Here is a 16,136-nt window from a genome sequence, read left to right as displayed (position 1 = left end):
CACTTTTCTGGGAACAAAGCACGTAAGTTTATGGCGTTAATGGAAGAGCAAAATCCCGACATCACCACGTTAATAAGCTTTGGCTCCGCTCAATCTAATGCCATGTACTCGCTAGCGGCTCTCGCCCAGATTAAAGGTTGGGCATTTGAGTTTTATGTTCATCACATTCCATCTTGGCTAAAAAGCTCCCCCATCGGAAACTATCGCGGCGCTCTCGATTTGGGTATGAAAATCACCGCCATGCAAGACATCGGTAGCGAACTCCACCCTAGTGAATACATCCACCAGGTACGAAGATTAGATGAGTCGACATTGCTTATTCCAGAAGGTGGACGTTCCCACCTCGCTGAAGCTGGCATCAAACAGTTAGCACGAGAAATTCTTGATTGGACGCGATTGAGAGGTAAAGAACAGTTTACCGTCGCCCTGCCATCAGGCACTGGCACGACCGCTTTATATCTTCATAAACATTTAAGCCCACACGGCATAGAAGTGCTAACTTGCCCTTGCGTAGGCGATGCAGATTACTTAACTGAGCAGTTCAACCAGCTCTGTGAAAACAGCCACCCAACCATTTTAACCATCCGCAACAAACACCATTTTGGTCGCTTGTACGAAGAAGATTACATCACATGGAAAGCACTCTTTGAGCAAACCGACCTCGAATTTGACCTGTTATACGACCCGTATATGTGGCAATGCCTAACACCTTGGTTCGAAGAGAACACAGATAAAACGGTGATTTACATTCACCAAGGCGGGTTACTTGGCAACGAGTCGATGTTACCAAGATATCAACGAGAATTTGAATAGCGTGTTCAAATAAAGTTGTTGCTGATTACAGTGATTCCACTATTTGATGAGCGCCAGAATTTCTTTGAATTCAGGTACTCGGCAATCTTCGACCATTTCATACAAACACATTTCTAACCCAGTGAGCACCACACCGTTTGCGGTTAACTTCGCAAGAGCGAGCGCTTTATTGGCAGCGGTTCGGGAAGATACACAATCTGTGACTAATTCAACGCGATAACCGGACTGACGCAGAGAAACCGCGGTTTGATAGACGCAAATGTGGGATTCAATACCGCAAACCAACCAGGTATCAACTTTCGCGTTCTCCACCGCGACCTTAAACGTCGCCTCTTTACAACCATCAAACGTGTACTTGGTAATAGGTAAATGCGTGCTTTCAAGCACTTCACGAATCGGCTCCGCGGTTGGGCCCAATTTTTCTGGATTCTGTTCTAGCCACAGAATAGGCAAATCTAGTGCTTTGGCGCCCTTTACCAGTTTCGTGATATTTTCAATCAGAGCGTCACTTTCATGCATTAATGTAGTGAGTTTGCCCTGAACATCCACCACAATCAGGCCCGTGTTTCCTTTCGATAACATTTCCATCTCCTATCTTGTGCGACCACAAACCATACTCAACAAGTTGAGCAAAAGTTAATGTATCAGAATCCTTTCATGCTAGAGCACTAAAACCTAGAAAGATGACCTTCGCTCACACATTTGCTCTTTGTTAAGGGTGGTTTGAACTGACTATTTAAATTTCTCTCGAATTAGTTCAATCAAGGCTTTGACTTTATTGGGCAGAAATAAGGCCGAGGGATAAATCAGAGTAAGATGCTGCTTCGGATGCGCAAATTGAGGCAGCACCTCGACCAACAAACCATCTCGCAATGCAGGCTTGGAATGAATTTGTGGAATAAACGCGATGCCGTTTCCTGCTATCGCCATCGAGCGCAGCAAGTTGAGGTCGTCCGAGCGCAACGCCACATGCAGATCTGAATCGAGCAAATCAGCATTGTAACGATTAGTTAAAAGGCGATGCTGCTTAAGATCTTCCACCGTTTTTACTGGCGGATGCGATTCTAGATAGGCTTTTGACGCAACAAAGTGACTACGATAAGGCAAAAGACTGAACTGCACATAGCTGTCATCGGTGACTTTGACCACGCTCGGAAGAAGCTGCAAATCAAACGATTGACGCTTGAGATCGACACTCTCTTGATGGTTTTCAATCTCGACCGAAATATCCGGATACCGCGTTGTGTACTCGGTGATGATCGCGTTAAACGCGGCAGAGCTCATCAATGCGGAAGGAATGGCTAAACGCACCTTGCCCGTCAGCTCTTGTTGATATTCGTGCATGGCATTTAAACCTTGCTGAATATGGTCAATAGGCTGCCCCACCAACTCAAACAAGCGTTTCCCGTGCTCCGTCAACTCAATGCTGCGTGTTGTGCGGATCAAAAGCTGTACCCCGAGCGATTTCTCTAATTCTTGCAGACGACGACTCACTTTTGAGCGTTGTAGTTGATTCGCCTCTGCCGCTGCACTTATACCGCCGTGAACCACCGTCTGAGTGAATAGGTAAATATCATCAAAATTAACGTTCATTGTCCTATTTTTAGGTCATTTATGTTCGTATTATCATTCTACTGAATTGTGAGTGACTTCTCTATAATCCGCTATCCAATATGTTTAACGGAACTTGTAATGACGGCTGACCAAAAATTCAAACACTGGATGCGAACTTTGATTGTCCTGTTCATCGTACTATTTTTGTACATTATCATTGCTGACCGCCACGCCCCCTTAACGACCGAAGGACGAGTGCAAGGATACGTTGTCCAAGTCGCACCCGAGGTATCTGGTAAAGTGACCGACGTTCTCATCGAGAATAACCAGTCCGTTCAAAAAGGCGATGTGTTGTTTACGATTGATGATCGTAAATACAAGATAGCGCTTGAACAGGCGGAGCTGTCTCTGCAATCCGCTTATGAAAAAGAAGCAACGCTGTATTCTCAACGCGAAGCCGCTCTTGCCAATATTGCCCGCGCACAAGCAACATTTGATAATGCACACCGCGAGTACAACCGCTTACTGACACTATCGAAGCAGAAAGTCATCTCTCAATCGACACTCGATAATGCCTTTGCCCAAAATCAGGTATCACGTGCAGCGCTTAAAGCGGAACGACAAAACTTAAAAGTCATTGAGGCGCAATTAGGCGATCAAAAAGGTCAAAGCACCGCCGTTCGAATTGCCAAAAACGGCATCGAAAAGGCGCAACTTGATTTGGCAAATACCGCGGTACTCGCTCCCAGTGATGGTGTCGTGACCAACCTGCAACTAGAAGTTGGCACGATGGCAAACACCAACATGCCATTGCTGACGTTTGTACCAACAGGATCACTCTGGGTAGCCGCTGATTTTCGTGAAAAGTCCGTCGCGAACGTAGACAAGACTTTCCACGCCTTGGTCACATTTGATGCCAACCCAGGTTCGGTGTACGACTTTGATTTAGCTAGCCGCGATTACGGTGTAGCAGCCGCACAACAAACGCCTAATGGCGCACTGACCAAAGTGGAAGTGAACAACCGCTGGGTACGTGATGCGCAGCGTACACGAGTGAACCTAACCAGCAGCGAAGAGTTACCACCAGCACTGTTTGTCGGCTCTCGCGCTACCATTGTTTTGTACCCAGACAACAGCATTTTCTGGCAGTTGATGGCGCAAGCACAGATTCACCTCGCAAGCTGGTTCCACTTCATTTACTAGGCGGCGACAATGAAAACCTTACGAATTTGGTTCGGCTGCTCTTTAGGGCTCGCGCTAAGCATGATCTTCGGTTGGTCTTACGGATTTTTTGCCATCATGATGCCGCTGTTTATATTGGGCAGAATGGACAACTTTAATATTTCGGCTTTATTGATCGTGTTTTTCTCTGCGGTGTGGACAACCATACAAGCCACATTTTTGCTGGAATACTTGCAGTTTCATCCAACATTAATGACCGTTGCCGTCGGAATTATGATGCTGTTCAAGTGCATTGCAATGATGAACCAGAAAACCTATTTGTTTGGTTACATGGGGCTGTTGGTGGGTTCAATTGTGTTGAATTTTGCCAGCTATAACTTCATGGATATTGAAGAGTTCAACGTCAACATGTGGGTGATGGCGTTCAGCAATATTTTTGTTTGCGCATTCGCGTATTGGTTGTTCCCGGAGCCAAAATCCCCCGCCGAGCACCTTGAGATGTCGACCCCAGTAAAAAGCGATATTGACTACATCAGCCAAGTTGCTATGGGTTGGGTAGTGGCGATGGCTGCGTTTATCGTATTCCAAGTAGCGGACTTATATGACTCGCTATCCGCACAAGCTTCCATTTTGATCATCCTAACCCCAATGACTTTAGCGGGCTCGCTCGCCATGGCAAAAATTCGCATCATCGGCACCGCACTAGGCTGCATCGCAGGGATGGCTGTTCAGCTGATATTGGGCAGTTGGTATGGGCATGGGCTACTCTTTTGGCTCGCCTTTACCATTGCAATGGGGCCATTCTGCTTGTGGCTCACCAAGGGGCAAATTAAAGCGGCTATCGCGTTTTCTGCCATGTCTGCCCTATCGGTTCCGCTGACGACCTCGTTGGTGCCAGAACAAAAAGACGCGTTCTTTTCGATCTTGTACCGTTTCAGCTCGATTTTCGTTGCGGTTCTGCTCACCGCGATGGTGATGTGGGTGGTGCATCACTGGATTCGTGTGATGTTGCTAAAGCATCCTGAGATTAAGAACGTAGAGTTGAATTAAATCTGGCCGAGGCTGGAAACGGGAAATGTATGCCGCTCACTTTACTGTGAGCGGCATTTTTATTTAAAACGGTCACCCTGAACATCGAGGAACGAGCGTGGTTCAGGATCGACTCACCGAGTGCTGTGAAGTTCTGAGGTTATCGCCATTTTCCAGTGAGTTGTTAGTAGATTCCTAGTCTCGTCTAGACTCGCTGGAATGACCCAAATTTGAATACAAGCCAAATAGTTGGGTAGGTGAGTAACGTATCTCTTAACATCCGTCATCCTGAACAGCGAAGGACGAACGTGATTCAGGATCTACCCACCGAGTGCTTTGAAGTGCGAAAGTTATCGCTATTTCCTAGCGTGCTGTAATCAGATTCCTAGTCTCGTCTAGACTCGCTGGAATGACCCTACCTTAGAGCTGCTCTAATACCTGAGGGATGGCGAGCAATGTATCTTCCAACATCCGTCATCCTGAACAGCGAGGGACGAGCGTGATTCAGGATCTACCCACCGAGAGCTTTGAAGTGCGAAAGTTATCGCTATTTCCTAGCGAGCTGTAATCCGATTCCTATTCTCGTCTAGACTCGCTGGAATGACCCTCTCTTGGAGCAGATCCAATACCTAGGGTTGTGGCGAGCAATGTATCTTCCAACATCCGTCATCCTGAACAACGAGGGACGAGCGTGATTCAGGATCTACCCACCGAGTGCTTTGAAGTGCGAAAGTTATCGTCATTTCCTAGCGAGCAGTAACCCGATTCCTAGTCTCGTTTTAACTCGCCGGAAAGACCCTATCTTGAAGCTGCTCCAATACCTAGGGTTGTGGCGAGCAATATATCTTCCAACATCCGTCATCCTGAACAGCGAGGGACGAGCGTGATTCAGGATCTACCCACCAAGAGCTTTGAAGTGCGAAAGTTATCGCTATTTCCTAGCGAGCTGTAATCCGATTCCTATTTTCATTTAAACTCGCTAGATTGACCCTAATTTTAGTTCATGGTGCGGAGCCTAAGTATTAATATCAACCCACCAACTCTTTACGAATGATCTCCGCACCCGCACTTAACGCATTGAGCTTAGCGGTCGATACTTCACGAGACAAAGGTGCCATACCGCAGTTGGTACATGGGTAAAGCTTGTCGGCATCAACGTACTTCAACGCCTCTCGCAATGTGTTCGCTACTTCTTCTGGCGTTTCAATTTCGTTAGTAGCGACGTCAATCGCACCAACCATCACCTTCTTACCGCGAATCAACTCAAGCAACTCAATAGGCACTCGCGAGTTATGACACTCAAGCGAGATAATATCGATATTTGACTGCTGCAATTTAGGGAATACTTCTTCGTATTGTCGCCATTCAGTGCCTAGCGTTTGCTTCCAATCTGTGTTCGCTTTGATGCCGTAGCCATAGCAGATATGCACCGCAGTTTCACATTTCAGCCCTTCAATCGCACGCTCTAAACATGCAATGCCCCACTCGTTCACATCATCGAAGAACACATTGAACGCAGGTTCATCGAATTGAATAATGTCGACACCCGCCGCTTCAAGCTCTTTCGCTTCTTGGTTGAGGATCTTCGCAAATTCCCAAGCCAGCTTTTCACGGCTACCGTAATGATCATCATAAAGCGTATCGATCATCGTCATAGGGCCTGGCAGTGCCCACTTGATAGGTTGCTTAGTTTGCTGACGCAAGAACTTTGCATCTTCAACAAACACGGGCTTTGTGCGGCTTACTGGGCCAACCACCGTCGGAACACTTGCTTCATAGCGGTTGCGAATGGTCACCGTTTTACGGTTTTCAAAATCTACGCCGCTTAAATGCTCAATAAAGGTCGTCACAAAATGTTGCCGAGTTTGCTCTCCATCACTGACGATATCAACGCCTGCCAGCTCTTGTTCTTGCAAAGCGACACGTAGCGCATCGCGTTTGCCATCAATCAGTTCTTCACCTTGCAGTTTCCACGGCGACCAAAGTTTTTCTGGTTCCGCTAGCCAAGAAGGTTTCGGTAAGCTCCCAGCCGTTGAAGTCGGTAATAGTGTTTTCATCGTCATTCCTTTCTAGATTCTCGTTATCGATTACGCGTAGCTTGCAGACCATTGTTCAAGCACAGATTGATAAGGTTTGATGAAATGCTCCTCGGCAAATTTCCCTTGTTCAACTGCCAGTTGGCTGCGCTCTTCTCGGTCGTAAACGATTTGAGTTAGCGAGTGGTCTAGGTTTTTTAGGTTTGGCTGGTAGCAATTACCGGCAACCGCGTTGGCATTGTAAATCTCAGGTCGGTAAATCTTCTGGAATGTCTCCATCGTGCTAATCGTACTGATAAGCTCTAGGTTTGAATAATCGTTCAACAAGTCACCGAAGAAGTAGAATGCCAATGGTGCAACACTGTTTGGCGGCATAAAGTAGCGCACCTGTAAGCCCATCTTTTTGAAGTACTGCTCCGTCAACGAAGATTCGTTCGGCTGATATTCAAAGCCCAAAACAGGATGTTGGTTTTCAGTACGTCGGTATACTTTGTTGTCCGATACGCTCAGACAAATCACTGGCAGCTTTTTGAAATGCTGTTTGTAAGACTCAGAATTAACGAAAGCTTTGAACAGTTTGCCATGCAAATCACCGAAGTTCGCTGGGATGCTGAACTGTGGCTGGTTTTTGTTGTGGTCCAACAGCAAAACGCTAAAGTCGTAATCACGCACGTATGAAGAGAAGTTGTTGCCCACAATGCCTTCGATACGCTCGTTAGTGTTGTGGTCAACAATGTTAGTTTTGAGCACTTCAATCGATGGGAAGGCTTCTCCACTACCTTGGATATCCATATCAACGGAGATGATTTCAAGTTCAACGGAGTAGCGGTCACCTTGCGCGTTATCCCAATATGCCAACGCATTAAAACGATTGTCGATCATTCGGAGTGCATTGCGCAGATTCTCTCGGCGGTAGTTTCCGCGAGCCAGATTAGCAAAGTTGGTAGTGATTCGCGTGTTGTCTGATGGTTGGTAATTCTCATCAAAGCGAATGCTTTTGATAGCAAATGTGAAATCGTTATTCATCGTGAGTTGGTATCCTATTTCCTTAGATAAAGCAGACTTTTCCTAACTCTGTGCATGGGGACATTTTTTGTTTTTTGGTTTTCCCAATCGTTAGGTTGCACAACACTTACGACGAACGGTTCGTACAAAAAACGACCGTCGCAGTGCCTAACACCAGAGCAGTCCTTTTTTTATACTTGCTTCACGAGTTGAGTAATATTGGTATTGTTTCACATTGAACATGAAGGAAATTCATAGTGGCAGTTCCAACCCTGAGAGAGCTATCGTAGATACTGTTTTTTATTGACACCAATACACGTAACTTGGCGAGCATATTGCCAATATGTGTAATTAAGAAACGGATAAGAGATTAGCAGTACGTAAACCAGTTTAAGCCGAGAAAACGCATTGTATGAACAAGGCACCAACTGGAATATAGGACAGCGTAACTTAAATAGCACTTTTCACACTCCATCGTTTATTCAAGCATTCGTTTAATTAGAAGTACGTTACATTTTATATTCTCGAAACATGATTATTTAATAATCTTATTTATTTCTTTTTCTATCTTTACCATCTTAAACGTAAAGTTTAATTTCCTACTATAAAAGCACATATAACTTTATACATGAACATGGCAACTTCATTGACGGACTTTATCACTAAACTATTATATTAAGCTCTAAAAAAATAAGAACAAAAAAACATAAACCACTGTTTTAATTTGAATTAAACCCATGAAACCGAGATAACCACATAACGATACTTTACTTAATTTGGTATAACAAAAACCCTAAAAATAACATGGCTAACATTTATAAAATTCACTTTTATCAATAGAAAATCTCAACACAACATTAGAAAATTAAAATTAAGCAATAACTTAAAAAGACAAGACTTAATAACCAAATTCTTATTTATTATAGTTGAGTGGTGAATTTAAAAACTATGAGACATTAATCCCACGAATCTATCCTTTTTCTTTTTTTAATAAAAAACAAGATGCACTATTTCACCGCTCATTTATTGAGCTTGAATTTATAACCTGTCCATAATTATAAAGTGCCCATCAAGATGGTTTAAAACAAAAGTCTTTATGGGCTGACTAATAGGAAAAAATAATGGAAAAACAGCATCTTTCCGCGAGTATTATCGCACTCGCTTTACTTGGTTCTTTAGCACCAGCACATGCTGAAGATACATTGAAATCTTACACTTCGACATTGCTTCAGCTTGATGATGGTGATGCACGCTCGAAAAAAATCCGCTTAATTTATTCTTTAGAAAATGTCTGGAACCAATCTTTGCTACCAAATGGCGCTAAAGAAGCCAAGTTGATCCTAAATGGCGGTTCTGGCTTCGACATGACTAATGTTCCAAACAAAGAACAAATCTATGGTTTTGCTACTGGGGGAGATTACCGTTACACCGTTCCAACGGCTTTTAAGCTGGCACTGAGCTATTTAAATGGCGCCCCTTTACGCCACATGAGCCATGCTCCAGAAAACACCATTGCAACGGCATCTGTCAGTGAGTCGCTAGATTTTAACCTTGGATTCAGTGCTTCTACTTCTCCAAATATTAGTGGGGGAATCTCCTGGAGCAACCGTGTAACGTACGACCAGCCAGAGTTTCAAACGGTTGCCGATTTTAACCAAGCTAACGAAAGCATTAATTGGTTAATTGAAAACAAGACTATCCGCCATAATACGCCAGCTAAAGACTGGTTATTGTATCGTTGGACCAGTTGTGACATGGGTAATTTGATTGATTACAATGAGTTACCTGTCGTTATGCGTTCAGATTTTAAACCACAAGTCGGCGTCGTATATAGAAAAAATGACATTCAAGATGGCCTAGATACATCAGAGGTAAAGCTGGTTGCTGGTTGGCGAAAAACCAATTACTACTTTGGTCGCGACTGGTGTAGCTGGTATACCACTCCAGAAAATACCTGGAAGAAAAATCGTGATAGCAGTCAATGGACAGAGACTAGCCGAGCCGTAACTATCTCTTGGAATGACGATCTCTACCACTAACTTATTAGCCTGCGGCCACGGAATAAATAAGTGGCCGCTATATTTACTAATGAAATAAACGGTAAGACATGACACATGACAAGTAACAAAAAACTCTTGACTGGATCGGCGCTAGCACTTGGTGCAGTACTCGCCATATTTCTAATTAATTCAAATAACAAGAATGCCCAGACCGAACCTGTTGCAAGCCTTGATGAGCAAATCAAGACAGAAGACGCTGCGACAATAAGTGTAACGCCTCCTGAGAGCGATGCTGCTCAAGAGGTTGTTACCGCTCCAACACCACTAAGTCGCAATGATGATACTTCCGACGTCATTCCAGCTACACCTTGGATATCTGCCCCATTAAATGAACTGAGCAATGAACTGTACGATTTTATTGAAGCTGAACAGGTAAGTTACATCAGTACGACCGACTATCCATTCGACGAGAAAAAGCAAAAACAATTGCGAACATTAGCTAAGCAAGGGGGTCCTATCTTGTTTGACAATACGGAGTCATCCTATTTGGATAGCTACGGTGTCAGCGAAACCAAAGTCGTATCAGAGTATTTTGGTACGGCGTCTGAAGGTGATGTCATCATCGCTACCGGAGTACAGAATGCAGATGGCAGCATTCATTATCTAGTTTTGCCTTTGAAGAGCAAAGATCTCAACGATAACAGTAAATTGATTGAGGACACTAAGCTCGCAATCACTCTACTTAAAGAACAAAAGCATGACTTGATAAAAGAGAGACAAAGCGAACATCGCGAATAAAAGTAAAGGGAGATAGCCTCTGTATCGCTATTTCCCTTAAAACTCAGTTCTCAATTAAGAAAAGCTCATCTCTCCCTACTTACCGGCGCTCTATCCGAAATCACCTTGCCATCTTTGATCGTGATGATGCGTTTGGTGCGTTCTGCGAGGGCGTTATCGTGCGTCACGATGATCAATGTTCTGCCTTCGGCGTGGAGTTGGTTGAACAGAGCTTCGATCTCAGCACCAGATTTTGAATCGAGCGCGCCGGTTGGCTCGTCAGCTAGGATGATTTGAGGGTCGTTGACCAAGGCTCTTGCAATCGCAACTCTCTGCTTTTGACCACCAGAAAGCTGGTTTGGTTTATGGTCTAAACGATCCCCTAGCCCGACTTGCTCTAGCAATTTAGCTGCGCGCTGGCGACGTTCTTTGGCTTTGATGCCAGAGTAAACCAACGGCAGTGCCACGTTATCGAGCGCCGTCGCGTATTCCAATAAGTTAAAGCTTTGGAAGACAAATCCAATCTTTTGGTTACGAATGCCAGCCAGCTCATTCGCACTTAAACTTGCGACGTTTTGTCCGCCAAGTTGGTACTCGCCATCGGTGGGTTTATCCAAACAGCCGAGCATGTTCATTAGCGTTGATTTACCCGAACCGGACGGGCCAAGAATCGAAAGAAACTCGCCTTGATTAATGGTTAAGTCAACGCCGTCTAACGCGCGAACTTCCGCCTCCCCGCTTGAGTAGTATTTACAGATGTTGGTCAGCTCAACAAGCGGCTTCGACATGTTCTCTCCAGAGTTATTGTTGTTATTCACTTTGTAGCGCCTCCAACGGGCTGACTTTTGCGGCTCGGTTTGCAGGTAACCATGCCGAGGCCACACCAATGATCATTAAGGTGAGGATGACAATCGCGACAACGACCCACGACAACTCAGGGACAGGTTTACCCAGTTGTTCATAAAAGGCATTGCCCTCTAAAGGAATGGAACTGATGGCAGACACCAGCGCGTACGTCACGCCTAAGCCAAGCGCGCCCCCCATCATCATTGTCAATAAAGACTGCACTAAATAGTGCATGCGAATGGCCGTTGGGGTTGCACCGACTGCCATGCGCACGCCGATATCACGCGTAGATCGCTTTACGGTGGCATACATCACATTGGCAATGCCGACGCCAGCAACAGCTAACGTCACGAAGCCGATAATGCCAAGAAAACTCTGCAAACCTATCAGAAACTGCTGCATACTCTTTTGTTTAAGGAACATATCATCGACTTGGATGACCTGTTCATCACTGACACTTGCCCCGTGCTTACGGGCAATCACTTGCCTGATCGTCTTTGCTAAGGCTTCTCGGTCTACATCGGCTTGTGGTTGCACATTGATGCCACCAATTTCACCGTTGACATGAAATCGCTTCCACGTCGCTAACGGCACAAAGCTGGAATAGTTGATAAGATCCCCCTGTTCTATTTGGGCGCTGTTTTTCTCCAATACGCCCACAACGGTGAACTCCTCATTGCCGATTTTTACCTTTTGCCCCACAGGGTTGACTTGCAATGTGACTGTCGCAAACCAACTAAAGTCCTCATTCGGGTTGAATAAGTCGGCTGCCAGTTCATAACCCAGTACAACGACTTTGCGCGTCTCTTTTTGATCGAGTGGGTTTAACCATCGCCCCCCCGCCATCGGCACCAAATTGGTCATGGATTGAAACTCGCTCGTGACCGCTAACGGCTCTTGCCACGAGCTTCTGTCACCAACGGTGATGCGCTCTTTCCACTTCGCCGTTGGCGCAACGCTTTTTACATCGGGTAACGCTCGAACAACCTCTGAATCGTCCATTTTTAGTGTCAGAAACTTACCTTGGTGAAAAGCACCGTGGTCGACGGTGGCCATCCCTCCGGTCAAATAAATCAAGTTGCCATTACCATTTTGTGCGGTTTTCAATACGCCTTGACGAATACCCTCACCTACCGCCAACATAGCAGCGATACAAAGGGTCGCCCACGCTACTGCCAGAATGGTCAAACCCAATCTCAGCTTTTCTGCGGCCATTTCTTGGAAAATTTGTCTCATCGGTAACAACATGACTAAGCCCTCGCACTCAAAGCAATGACTGGCGTGAGACGCGATGCTCGCCTTGCTGGGAAATACGACGCCATCAATGCCAAGATAAGCGTCACAAGTAAAGACCAAGCAATGGAATCTGGCGTGATCACAGGTAAACCAATCCATTCCGGTAATGCCATGCTGCTTAGGACAGACACCACGGCATACGAAAACATCAGACCTAATGCCGTGCCCACAGCTACCAAAATAAGCCCTTCAAGAATAAACTGACTGAGTATGGATTTTTGAGTCGCCCCGATCGCCAAACGCACACCGATTTCACGCGTGCGCTCCGTGACAGATAAAAACATGATGTTGGCAACGCCAAGCGCACCGACCGCCATGGTCATCGCGCCGCTCGCTCCGAGAAAAATCTGAATGCCACGCAAAATTCCACTGATGACCGCCGCACCTTCACTAAAATCGGGTAATTCGACCGCATCTTTATCACTTGGGTCAAAATGAAGCTGCTTGGCGAAAAAGTTCACGATATTTGGTCGAAACGACGGTGCATCCATCCCATCTCTCGGCTTCATCAATACCATCCAAGGTTTCGCATCCCACAAATCGCGGTACGTTGTTTGAGGAATGAAAACCGTGCGGCTATCGCCGAATGAAATGCCAATGTCCTCACCAACGGTTATCCCAATCACCACAAACGGAATGCCGTTGACTTTGAGCCTATCCCCGATTTGGATTCCGCCCATTTGCGCAATTTGATCGCCTAACACTGCCACGCGAGTGTGGTTTTTCATATCACTTGGTGACAGGTTTCTCGAACCGGATTGCAGCTTGCGTTGCATTAAAGGAAAGTAAGACGTATCAATACCGCTGACCGTACTCGATAAGTTCTGTCCTTTGAAATTGGTGATATTCGCATCCCATTTGGCGTAAACGCTCGACGCCTGTTGCACGAAGCCCGACTGTTTGATCATGTCGACTTTTTCTTGTGGAATATCAATTTGTCGTCTTGAAGGTAACCCTTGCCACGGTTTACTGGTACTCGACGGAAACACCACTTGCACATTGTTGATCATAAAGGAAAACGACTGGGTCTGATGGCGATAAAAGCCTTCGCCAAGTGCGATTAACACCACCACAGAGATCACGCCCCAAGCAATCGCGATAATGGCCAGCACGCTCTTCATGCGGTGCGCCATCAACGTTTGCCAAGTTTGTTGCAATAGACTGCTCATGAATGAAAAGCTCGAGAGATCAACGCCATGGTATCGTCATCGAGTTTCCCTGCGGTTTGCAGTAAGCCGATTCTCTTGCGCCAGTAGCTGTACAAGTTGGTTTGCAGACTGTTTTTCGCCTCAAACAAGCTGTTGTGTGCGCTGATAACTTCCGACACTTCAAGCAGGCCAGCGTCGTAAAGTTTCTCTTTGCTTTGCAACACTCTGGCGCGCGACTCAACCAGCTCGTTCGCTATCAAAACTTGATTCCAGTTGATATCGACCTGCGTAAACTGCTGAATAACTCGTTTCTGAATATCAATTTCCACTCTACGCATATCTTGCTTGGCACTTAAAATGTTCAACGATGCTTCGTCCACTTTCGCTCGCACTGCACCATTGAGGTCAATCGGCAAACTCAAACTAATCCCAGCGTTAAACTCGCCGTTTGAACGACTATCACCATCGCTGTAGCCCACACTGCCTTTGACGGTTGGGTAGTATCCACCTTTAGCTGAATCTTTCGCGAACTCGCTCGCTTTCACCATCTGCGCCGCCACCAACAGCTCTGGACTACTGTCTTTCGCCAGCTTTAGCCATTGCTCCTGAGAGTCCACCAGCATCGGTGGCTGAATCAAAGAATCCGTTCGAATTTGGTCGACACTCTCCGGCATTTGATTGATTAACGCCGCAAGCTCTGCTTTTTTCACTTCGAGATCGGCTTTTGCATTGAGGATACTTGCTTGCTCAGAGACTTGATTCGCTCGCATCTCTTCAACATCAACCGACTTCACTTTGCCTGCTCGATAGCGTTTCTCGATGATGTTGAGAAGTTCCTTCCCCTCCTCCAGCTTGGACTGCGCCAATTTGAGGTCGCCCTGTGCGCTTGCCACATCTAGGTAAGCGGTGAGCAACTTCTGCGCAAGCTCGTTATGTGATTGAGATAGCTCTAACTGTGCTTTGAGATAATTGGCATTCGCTTGATCCAGTTCCGACCACAAACTGCTATCCCAAATAGTTTGAGATAAGGTAGCGCCGTAACTGTTGGAATGGCTTGAGGACTCATTCCAATCCGCTGACGCACTGGCACTTAAACCCGGCAATAACGCACTGCGGCTACTCTGTACGCCAACCTCGCCAAGCTGGACGCCGATTTTCGCTTTTTCGTAATTTGGATCGTTCTGCTTTGCTTGTTGCCAAGCTTGTTCAATAGAAATTGCGTAGGTCGGCAAACTGAGCGTGGCAGCCAACAATGCAAAGGCGATTGTTGATCGTTGCAGCTTAACCATGCGCCGCTCCCATCATACTGTTGTCGATAACCTCTTCATCAAGCTCCACGCCGTCAAGCACTTCGACATTGATGCCATCTGACAGACCGAGTTTCACAGGTTGTTTATGAAACCCTTGTTCTGAGCTATCGGGGATCAGAACATTCGGTGCGTCACCATCAAATTGCAGAGCGCGCTCCGGTAGCGTGAGCACGTTTTCAGAAGTCTTCAGAATGATTTGAGCCGTCGATGAAAAACCAGAACGAAGCAACACATCTTGTGGGATCTTGAGTTCTCCCACTTCAACCTCAAAACCGTTATCAAAACTTTTAGCCGAAGCGTTGCCTTCTGGTGAGTTAAGGTTCTCAGATTGAATCGCTACTTTGGTTAGCACACCAGAAATCGCCACATCAGGATAAGGCGCAACCGTCAACATAACGGGCATTCCCGGAGACAACTGCGCAGCATCATGCTCACTGACGCTACCTTTAAAAATCAGACTGTTCATGTCGGCCAATGACATCATTTCAGTCGCGGCTTGGCTTGATTGAGTCGAGATGATCGGCTCTCCGACCTCAACTTTCTGGTTGAGTACCGTGCCATCAATTGGCGCGTAGATCGTCGACGTTAAACGCGCATCACCGATAGACGCCTCACCACTGCGGATGAGTTCGAGATTCTGGCGCTTTTGCAATACGTCCGCTTGCGCAGATTTGACTGCCGAGCGCGCACTTACGTATTCGTCGTAGTTACTTGGAATAATGTCCTGCTTGACCAAGCTTTCTAAGTTGGACAGTTTTTGTTTGGCGGATTCCAGATCGGCTTCGCTACGCATGAGTTCTGCCGATGCATCCGTTAATGCTTGGGGTGTTGGGTTTGGACGCACTTTGATCAGCGGCTGGCCTTGCTTCACCTTTTCACCAACTTTCGCGTAAATTTCACCGACGATACCGTCGATTTGTGACTTGATAGACACAGAGTGTGCAGGGACAATTTTACCAACAGCCACCGCTTGTTTTTCAATCGTGCCTTTTTCCACAATCAATGTAGGCAGCAATTCTGGTTGAGCAGCAGATTGGAGATAGAAATACGTACCACCGCCGAGCAGCGCGATGCTCACAGCGGAGACAAGCCAACGTTTCGTCATTATTTATTCCAACAATTATTGGGTAGTCTAATGAC

The 16,136-nt window shown here is 46.1% G+C and carries 14 protein-coding genes; 5 read left to right on the top strand and 9 right to left on the bottom strand.

Features of this window, described 5'->3' with window-relative positions:
- Positions 1-813, top strand: an 813-nt coding sequence (locus tag R7P67_RS18260; RefSeq protein WP_318086031.1) for a 1-aminocyclopropane-1-carboxylate deaminase/D-cysteine desulfhydrase, incomplete at its 5' end; no start/stop codon positions are given.
- Between the two features lie 39 nt (positions 814-852).
- Here R7P67_RS18260 and R7P67_RS18255 read toward each other — a convergent pair.
- Both R7P67_RS18255 and R7P67_RS18250 read right to left on the bottom strand, forming a co-directional pair.
- Positions 853-1,395, bottom strand: coding sequence for an isochorismatase family protein (locus R7P67_RS18255; RefSeq protein WP_262653431.1), 543 nt, complete (start codon positions 1,393-1,395; stop codon positions 853-855).
- Positions 1,396-1,545: 150 nt separating this feature from the next.
- Complete coding sequence (locus R7P67_RS18250; protein ID WP_064354154.1) at positions 1,546-2,406, bottom strand: LysR family transcriptional regulator; 861 nt, start codon at positions 2,404-2,406, stop codon at positions 1,546-1,548.
- Positions 2,407-2,505: 99 nt separating this feature from the next.
- On the opposite strand from R7P67_RS18250, the gene R7P67_RS18245 reads away from it, so the two are divergent.
- The gene (locus R7P67_RS18245) at positions 2,506-3,570 is read left to right on the top strand and encodes an HlyD family secretion protein (RefSeq protein ID WP_005376744.1); all 1,065 of its coding nucleotides are present in this window, start codon (positions 2,506-2,508) and stop codon (positions 3,568-3,570) included.
- Between the two features lie 9 nt (positions 3,571-3,579).
- On the top strand, positions 3,580-4,599 hold the full coding sequence (locus tag R7P67_RS18240) for a DUF2955 domain-containing protein (RefSeq protein ID WP_171344318.1): 1,020 nt from the start codon (positions 3,580-3,582) through the stop codon (positions 4,597-4,599).
- Positions 4,600-5,606: 1,007 nt separating this feature from the next.
- Here the strand turns inward: R7P67_RS18240 and R7P67_RS18235 are convergent.
- Together R7P67_RS18235 and R7P67_RS18230 are read right to left on the bottom strand one after the other, a co-directional pair.
- Positions 5,607-6,635 (bottom strand): methionine synthase, encoded by a 1,029-nt coding sequence (locus R7P67_RS18235; RefSeq protein ID WP_031780992.1) that lies wholly within the window; start codon positions 6,633-6,635, stop codon positions 5,607-5,609.
- 30 nt (positions 6,636-6,665) lie between these two features.
- Complete coding sequence (locus R7P67_RS18230; RefSeq protein ID WP_025767248.1) at positions 6,666-7,640, bottom strand: DUF1852 domain-containing protein; 975 nt, start codon at positions 7,638-7,640, stop codon at positions 6,666-6,668.
- Between the two features lie 1,100 nt (positions 7,641-8,740).
- On the opposite strand from R7P67_RS18230, the gene R7P67_RS18225 reads away from it, so the two are divergent.
- Both R7P67_RS18225 and R7P67_RS18220 read left to right on the top strand, forming a co-directional pair.
- Positions 8,741-9,658: a leukocidin family pore-forming toxin gene (locus R7P67_RS18225; RefSeq protein WP_005376731.1), complete on the top strand. Its 918-nt coding sequence runs from the start codon at positions 8,741-8,743 to the stop codon at positions 9,656-9,658.
- Positions 9,659-9,733: 75 nt separating this feature from the next.
- Positions 9,734-10,417 carry a hypothetical protein gene (locus tag R7P67_RS18220; protein WP_064354156.1) on the top strand — a complete coding sequence of 228 codons (684 nt, stop codon included), beginning with the start codon at positions 9,734-9,736 and terminating at the stop codon, positions 10,415-10,417.
- A 65-nt stretch (positions 10,418-10,482) separates the two neighbouring features.
- Here the strand turns inward: R7P67_RS18220 and R7P67_RS18215 are convergent, their stop codons facing one another.
- The 5 genes from R7P67_RS18215 to R7P67_RS18195 are packed head-to-tail and all read right to left on the bottom strand — an operon-like array spanning position 10,483 to position 16,101.
- Positions 10,483-11,184 carry an ABC transporter ATP-binding protein gene (locus tag R7P67_RS18215; protein WP_151514991.1) on the bottom strand — a complete coding sequence of 234 codons (702 nt, stop codon included), beginning with the start codon at positions 11,182-11,184 and terminating at the stop codon, positions 10,483-10,485.
- 22 nt (positions 11,185-11,206) lie between these two features.
- Positions 11,207-12,490, bottom strand: a complete 1,284-nt coding sequence (locus R7P67_RS18210) for an ABC transporter permease (protein ID WP_213874788.1) — start codon at positions 12,488-12,490, stop codon at positions 11,207-11,209.
- 2 nt (positions 12,491-12,492) lie between these two features.
- Positions 12,493-13,707 (bottom strand): ABC transporter permease, encoded by a 1,215-nt coding sequence (locus R7P67_RS18205; protein ID WP_262653429.1) that lies wholly within the window; start codon positions 13,705-13,707, stop codon positions 12,493-12,495.
- On the bottom strand, positions 13,704-14,975 hold the full coding sequence (locus R7P67_RS18200) for a TolC family protein (RefSeq protein WP_005385783.1): 1,272 nt from the start codon (positions 14,973-14,975) through the stop codon (positions 13,704-13,706). Before R7P67_RS18200 ends, R7P67_RS18205 begins: the two co-directional genes overlap by 4 nt.
- Positions 14,968-16,101 carry an efflux RND transporter periplasmic adaptor subunit gene (locus R7P67_RS18195; RefSeq protein ID WP_005385784.1) on the bottom strand — a complete coding sequence of 378 codons (1,134 nt, stop codon included), beginning with the start codon at positions 16,099-16,101 and terminating at the stop codon, positions 14,968-14,970. Before R7P67_RS18195 ends, R7P67_RS18200 begins: the two co-directional genes overlap by 8 nt.
- Positions 16,102-16,136: the final 35 nt, after the last annotated feature.

This window comes from Vibrio sp. Vb0937, from assembly GCF_033338855.1.
Note: the sequence above shows the minus strand (reverse complement) of the source record. Positions and strands in the feature narration are given on the sequence as shown.

What these genes read in the sequence shown, in the direction of transcription:
- R7P67_RS18255 (WP_262653431.1), bottom strand. Translation starts at nt 1,395, where the DNA reads ATGTTATCGAAAGGAAACACGGGCCTGATTGTGGTGGATGTTCAGGGC.
- R7P67_RS18250 (WP_064354154.1), bottom strand. Translation starts at nt 2,406, where the DNA reads ATGAACGTTAATTTTGATGATATTTACCTATTCACTCAGACGGTGGTT.
- R7P67_RS18245 (WP_005376744.1), top strand. Translation starts at nt 2,506, where the DNA reads ATGACGGCTGACCAAAAATTCAAACACTGGATGCGAACTTTGATTGTC.
- R7P67_RS18240 (WP_171344318.1), top strand. Translation starts at nt 3,580, where the DNA reads ATGAAAACCTTACGAATTTGGTTCGGCTGCTCTTTAGGGCTCGCGCTA.
- R7P67_RS18235 (WP_031780992.1), bottom strand. Translation starts at nt 6,635, where the DNA reads ATGAAAACACTATTACCGACTTCAACGGCTGGGAGCTTACCGAAACCT.
- R7P67_RS18230 (WP_025767248.1), bottom strand. Translation starts at nt 7,640, where the DNA reads ATGAATAACGATTTCACATTTGCTATCAAAAGCATTCGCTTTGATGAG.
- R7P67_RS18225 (WP_005376731.1), top strand. Translation starts at nt 8,741, where the DNA reads ATGGAAAAACAGCATCTTTCCGCGAGTATTATCGCACTCGCTTTACTT.
- R7P67_RS18220 (WP_064354156.1), top strand. Translation starts at nt 9,734, where the DNA reads ATGACAAGTAACAAAAAACTCTTGACTGGATCGGCGCTAGCACTTGGT.
- R7P67_RS18215 (WP_151514991.1), bottom strand. Translation starts at nt 11,184, where the DNA reads ATGTCGAAGCCGCTTGTTGAGCTGACCAACATCTGTAAATACTACTCA.
- R7P67_RS18210 (WP_213874788.1), bottom strand. Translation starts at nt 12,490, where the DNA reads ATGTTGTTACCGATGAGACAAATTTTCCAAGAAATGGCCGCAGAAAAG.
- R7P67_RS18205 (WP_262653429.1), bottom strand. Translation starts at nt 13,707, where the DNA reads ATGAGCAGTCTATTGCAACAAACTTGGCAAACGTTGATGGCGCACCGC.
- R7P67_RS18200 (WP_005385783.1), bottom strand. Translation starts at nt 14,975, where the DNA reads ATGGTTAAGCTGCAACGATCAACAATCGCCTTTGCATTGTTGGCTGCC.
- R7P67_RS18195 (WP_005385784.1), bottom strand. Translation starts at nt 16,101, where the DNA reads ATGACGAAACGTTGGCTTGTCTCCGCTGTGAGCATCGCGCTGCTCGGC.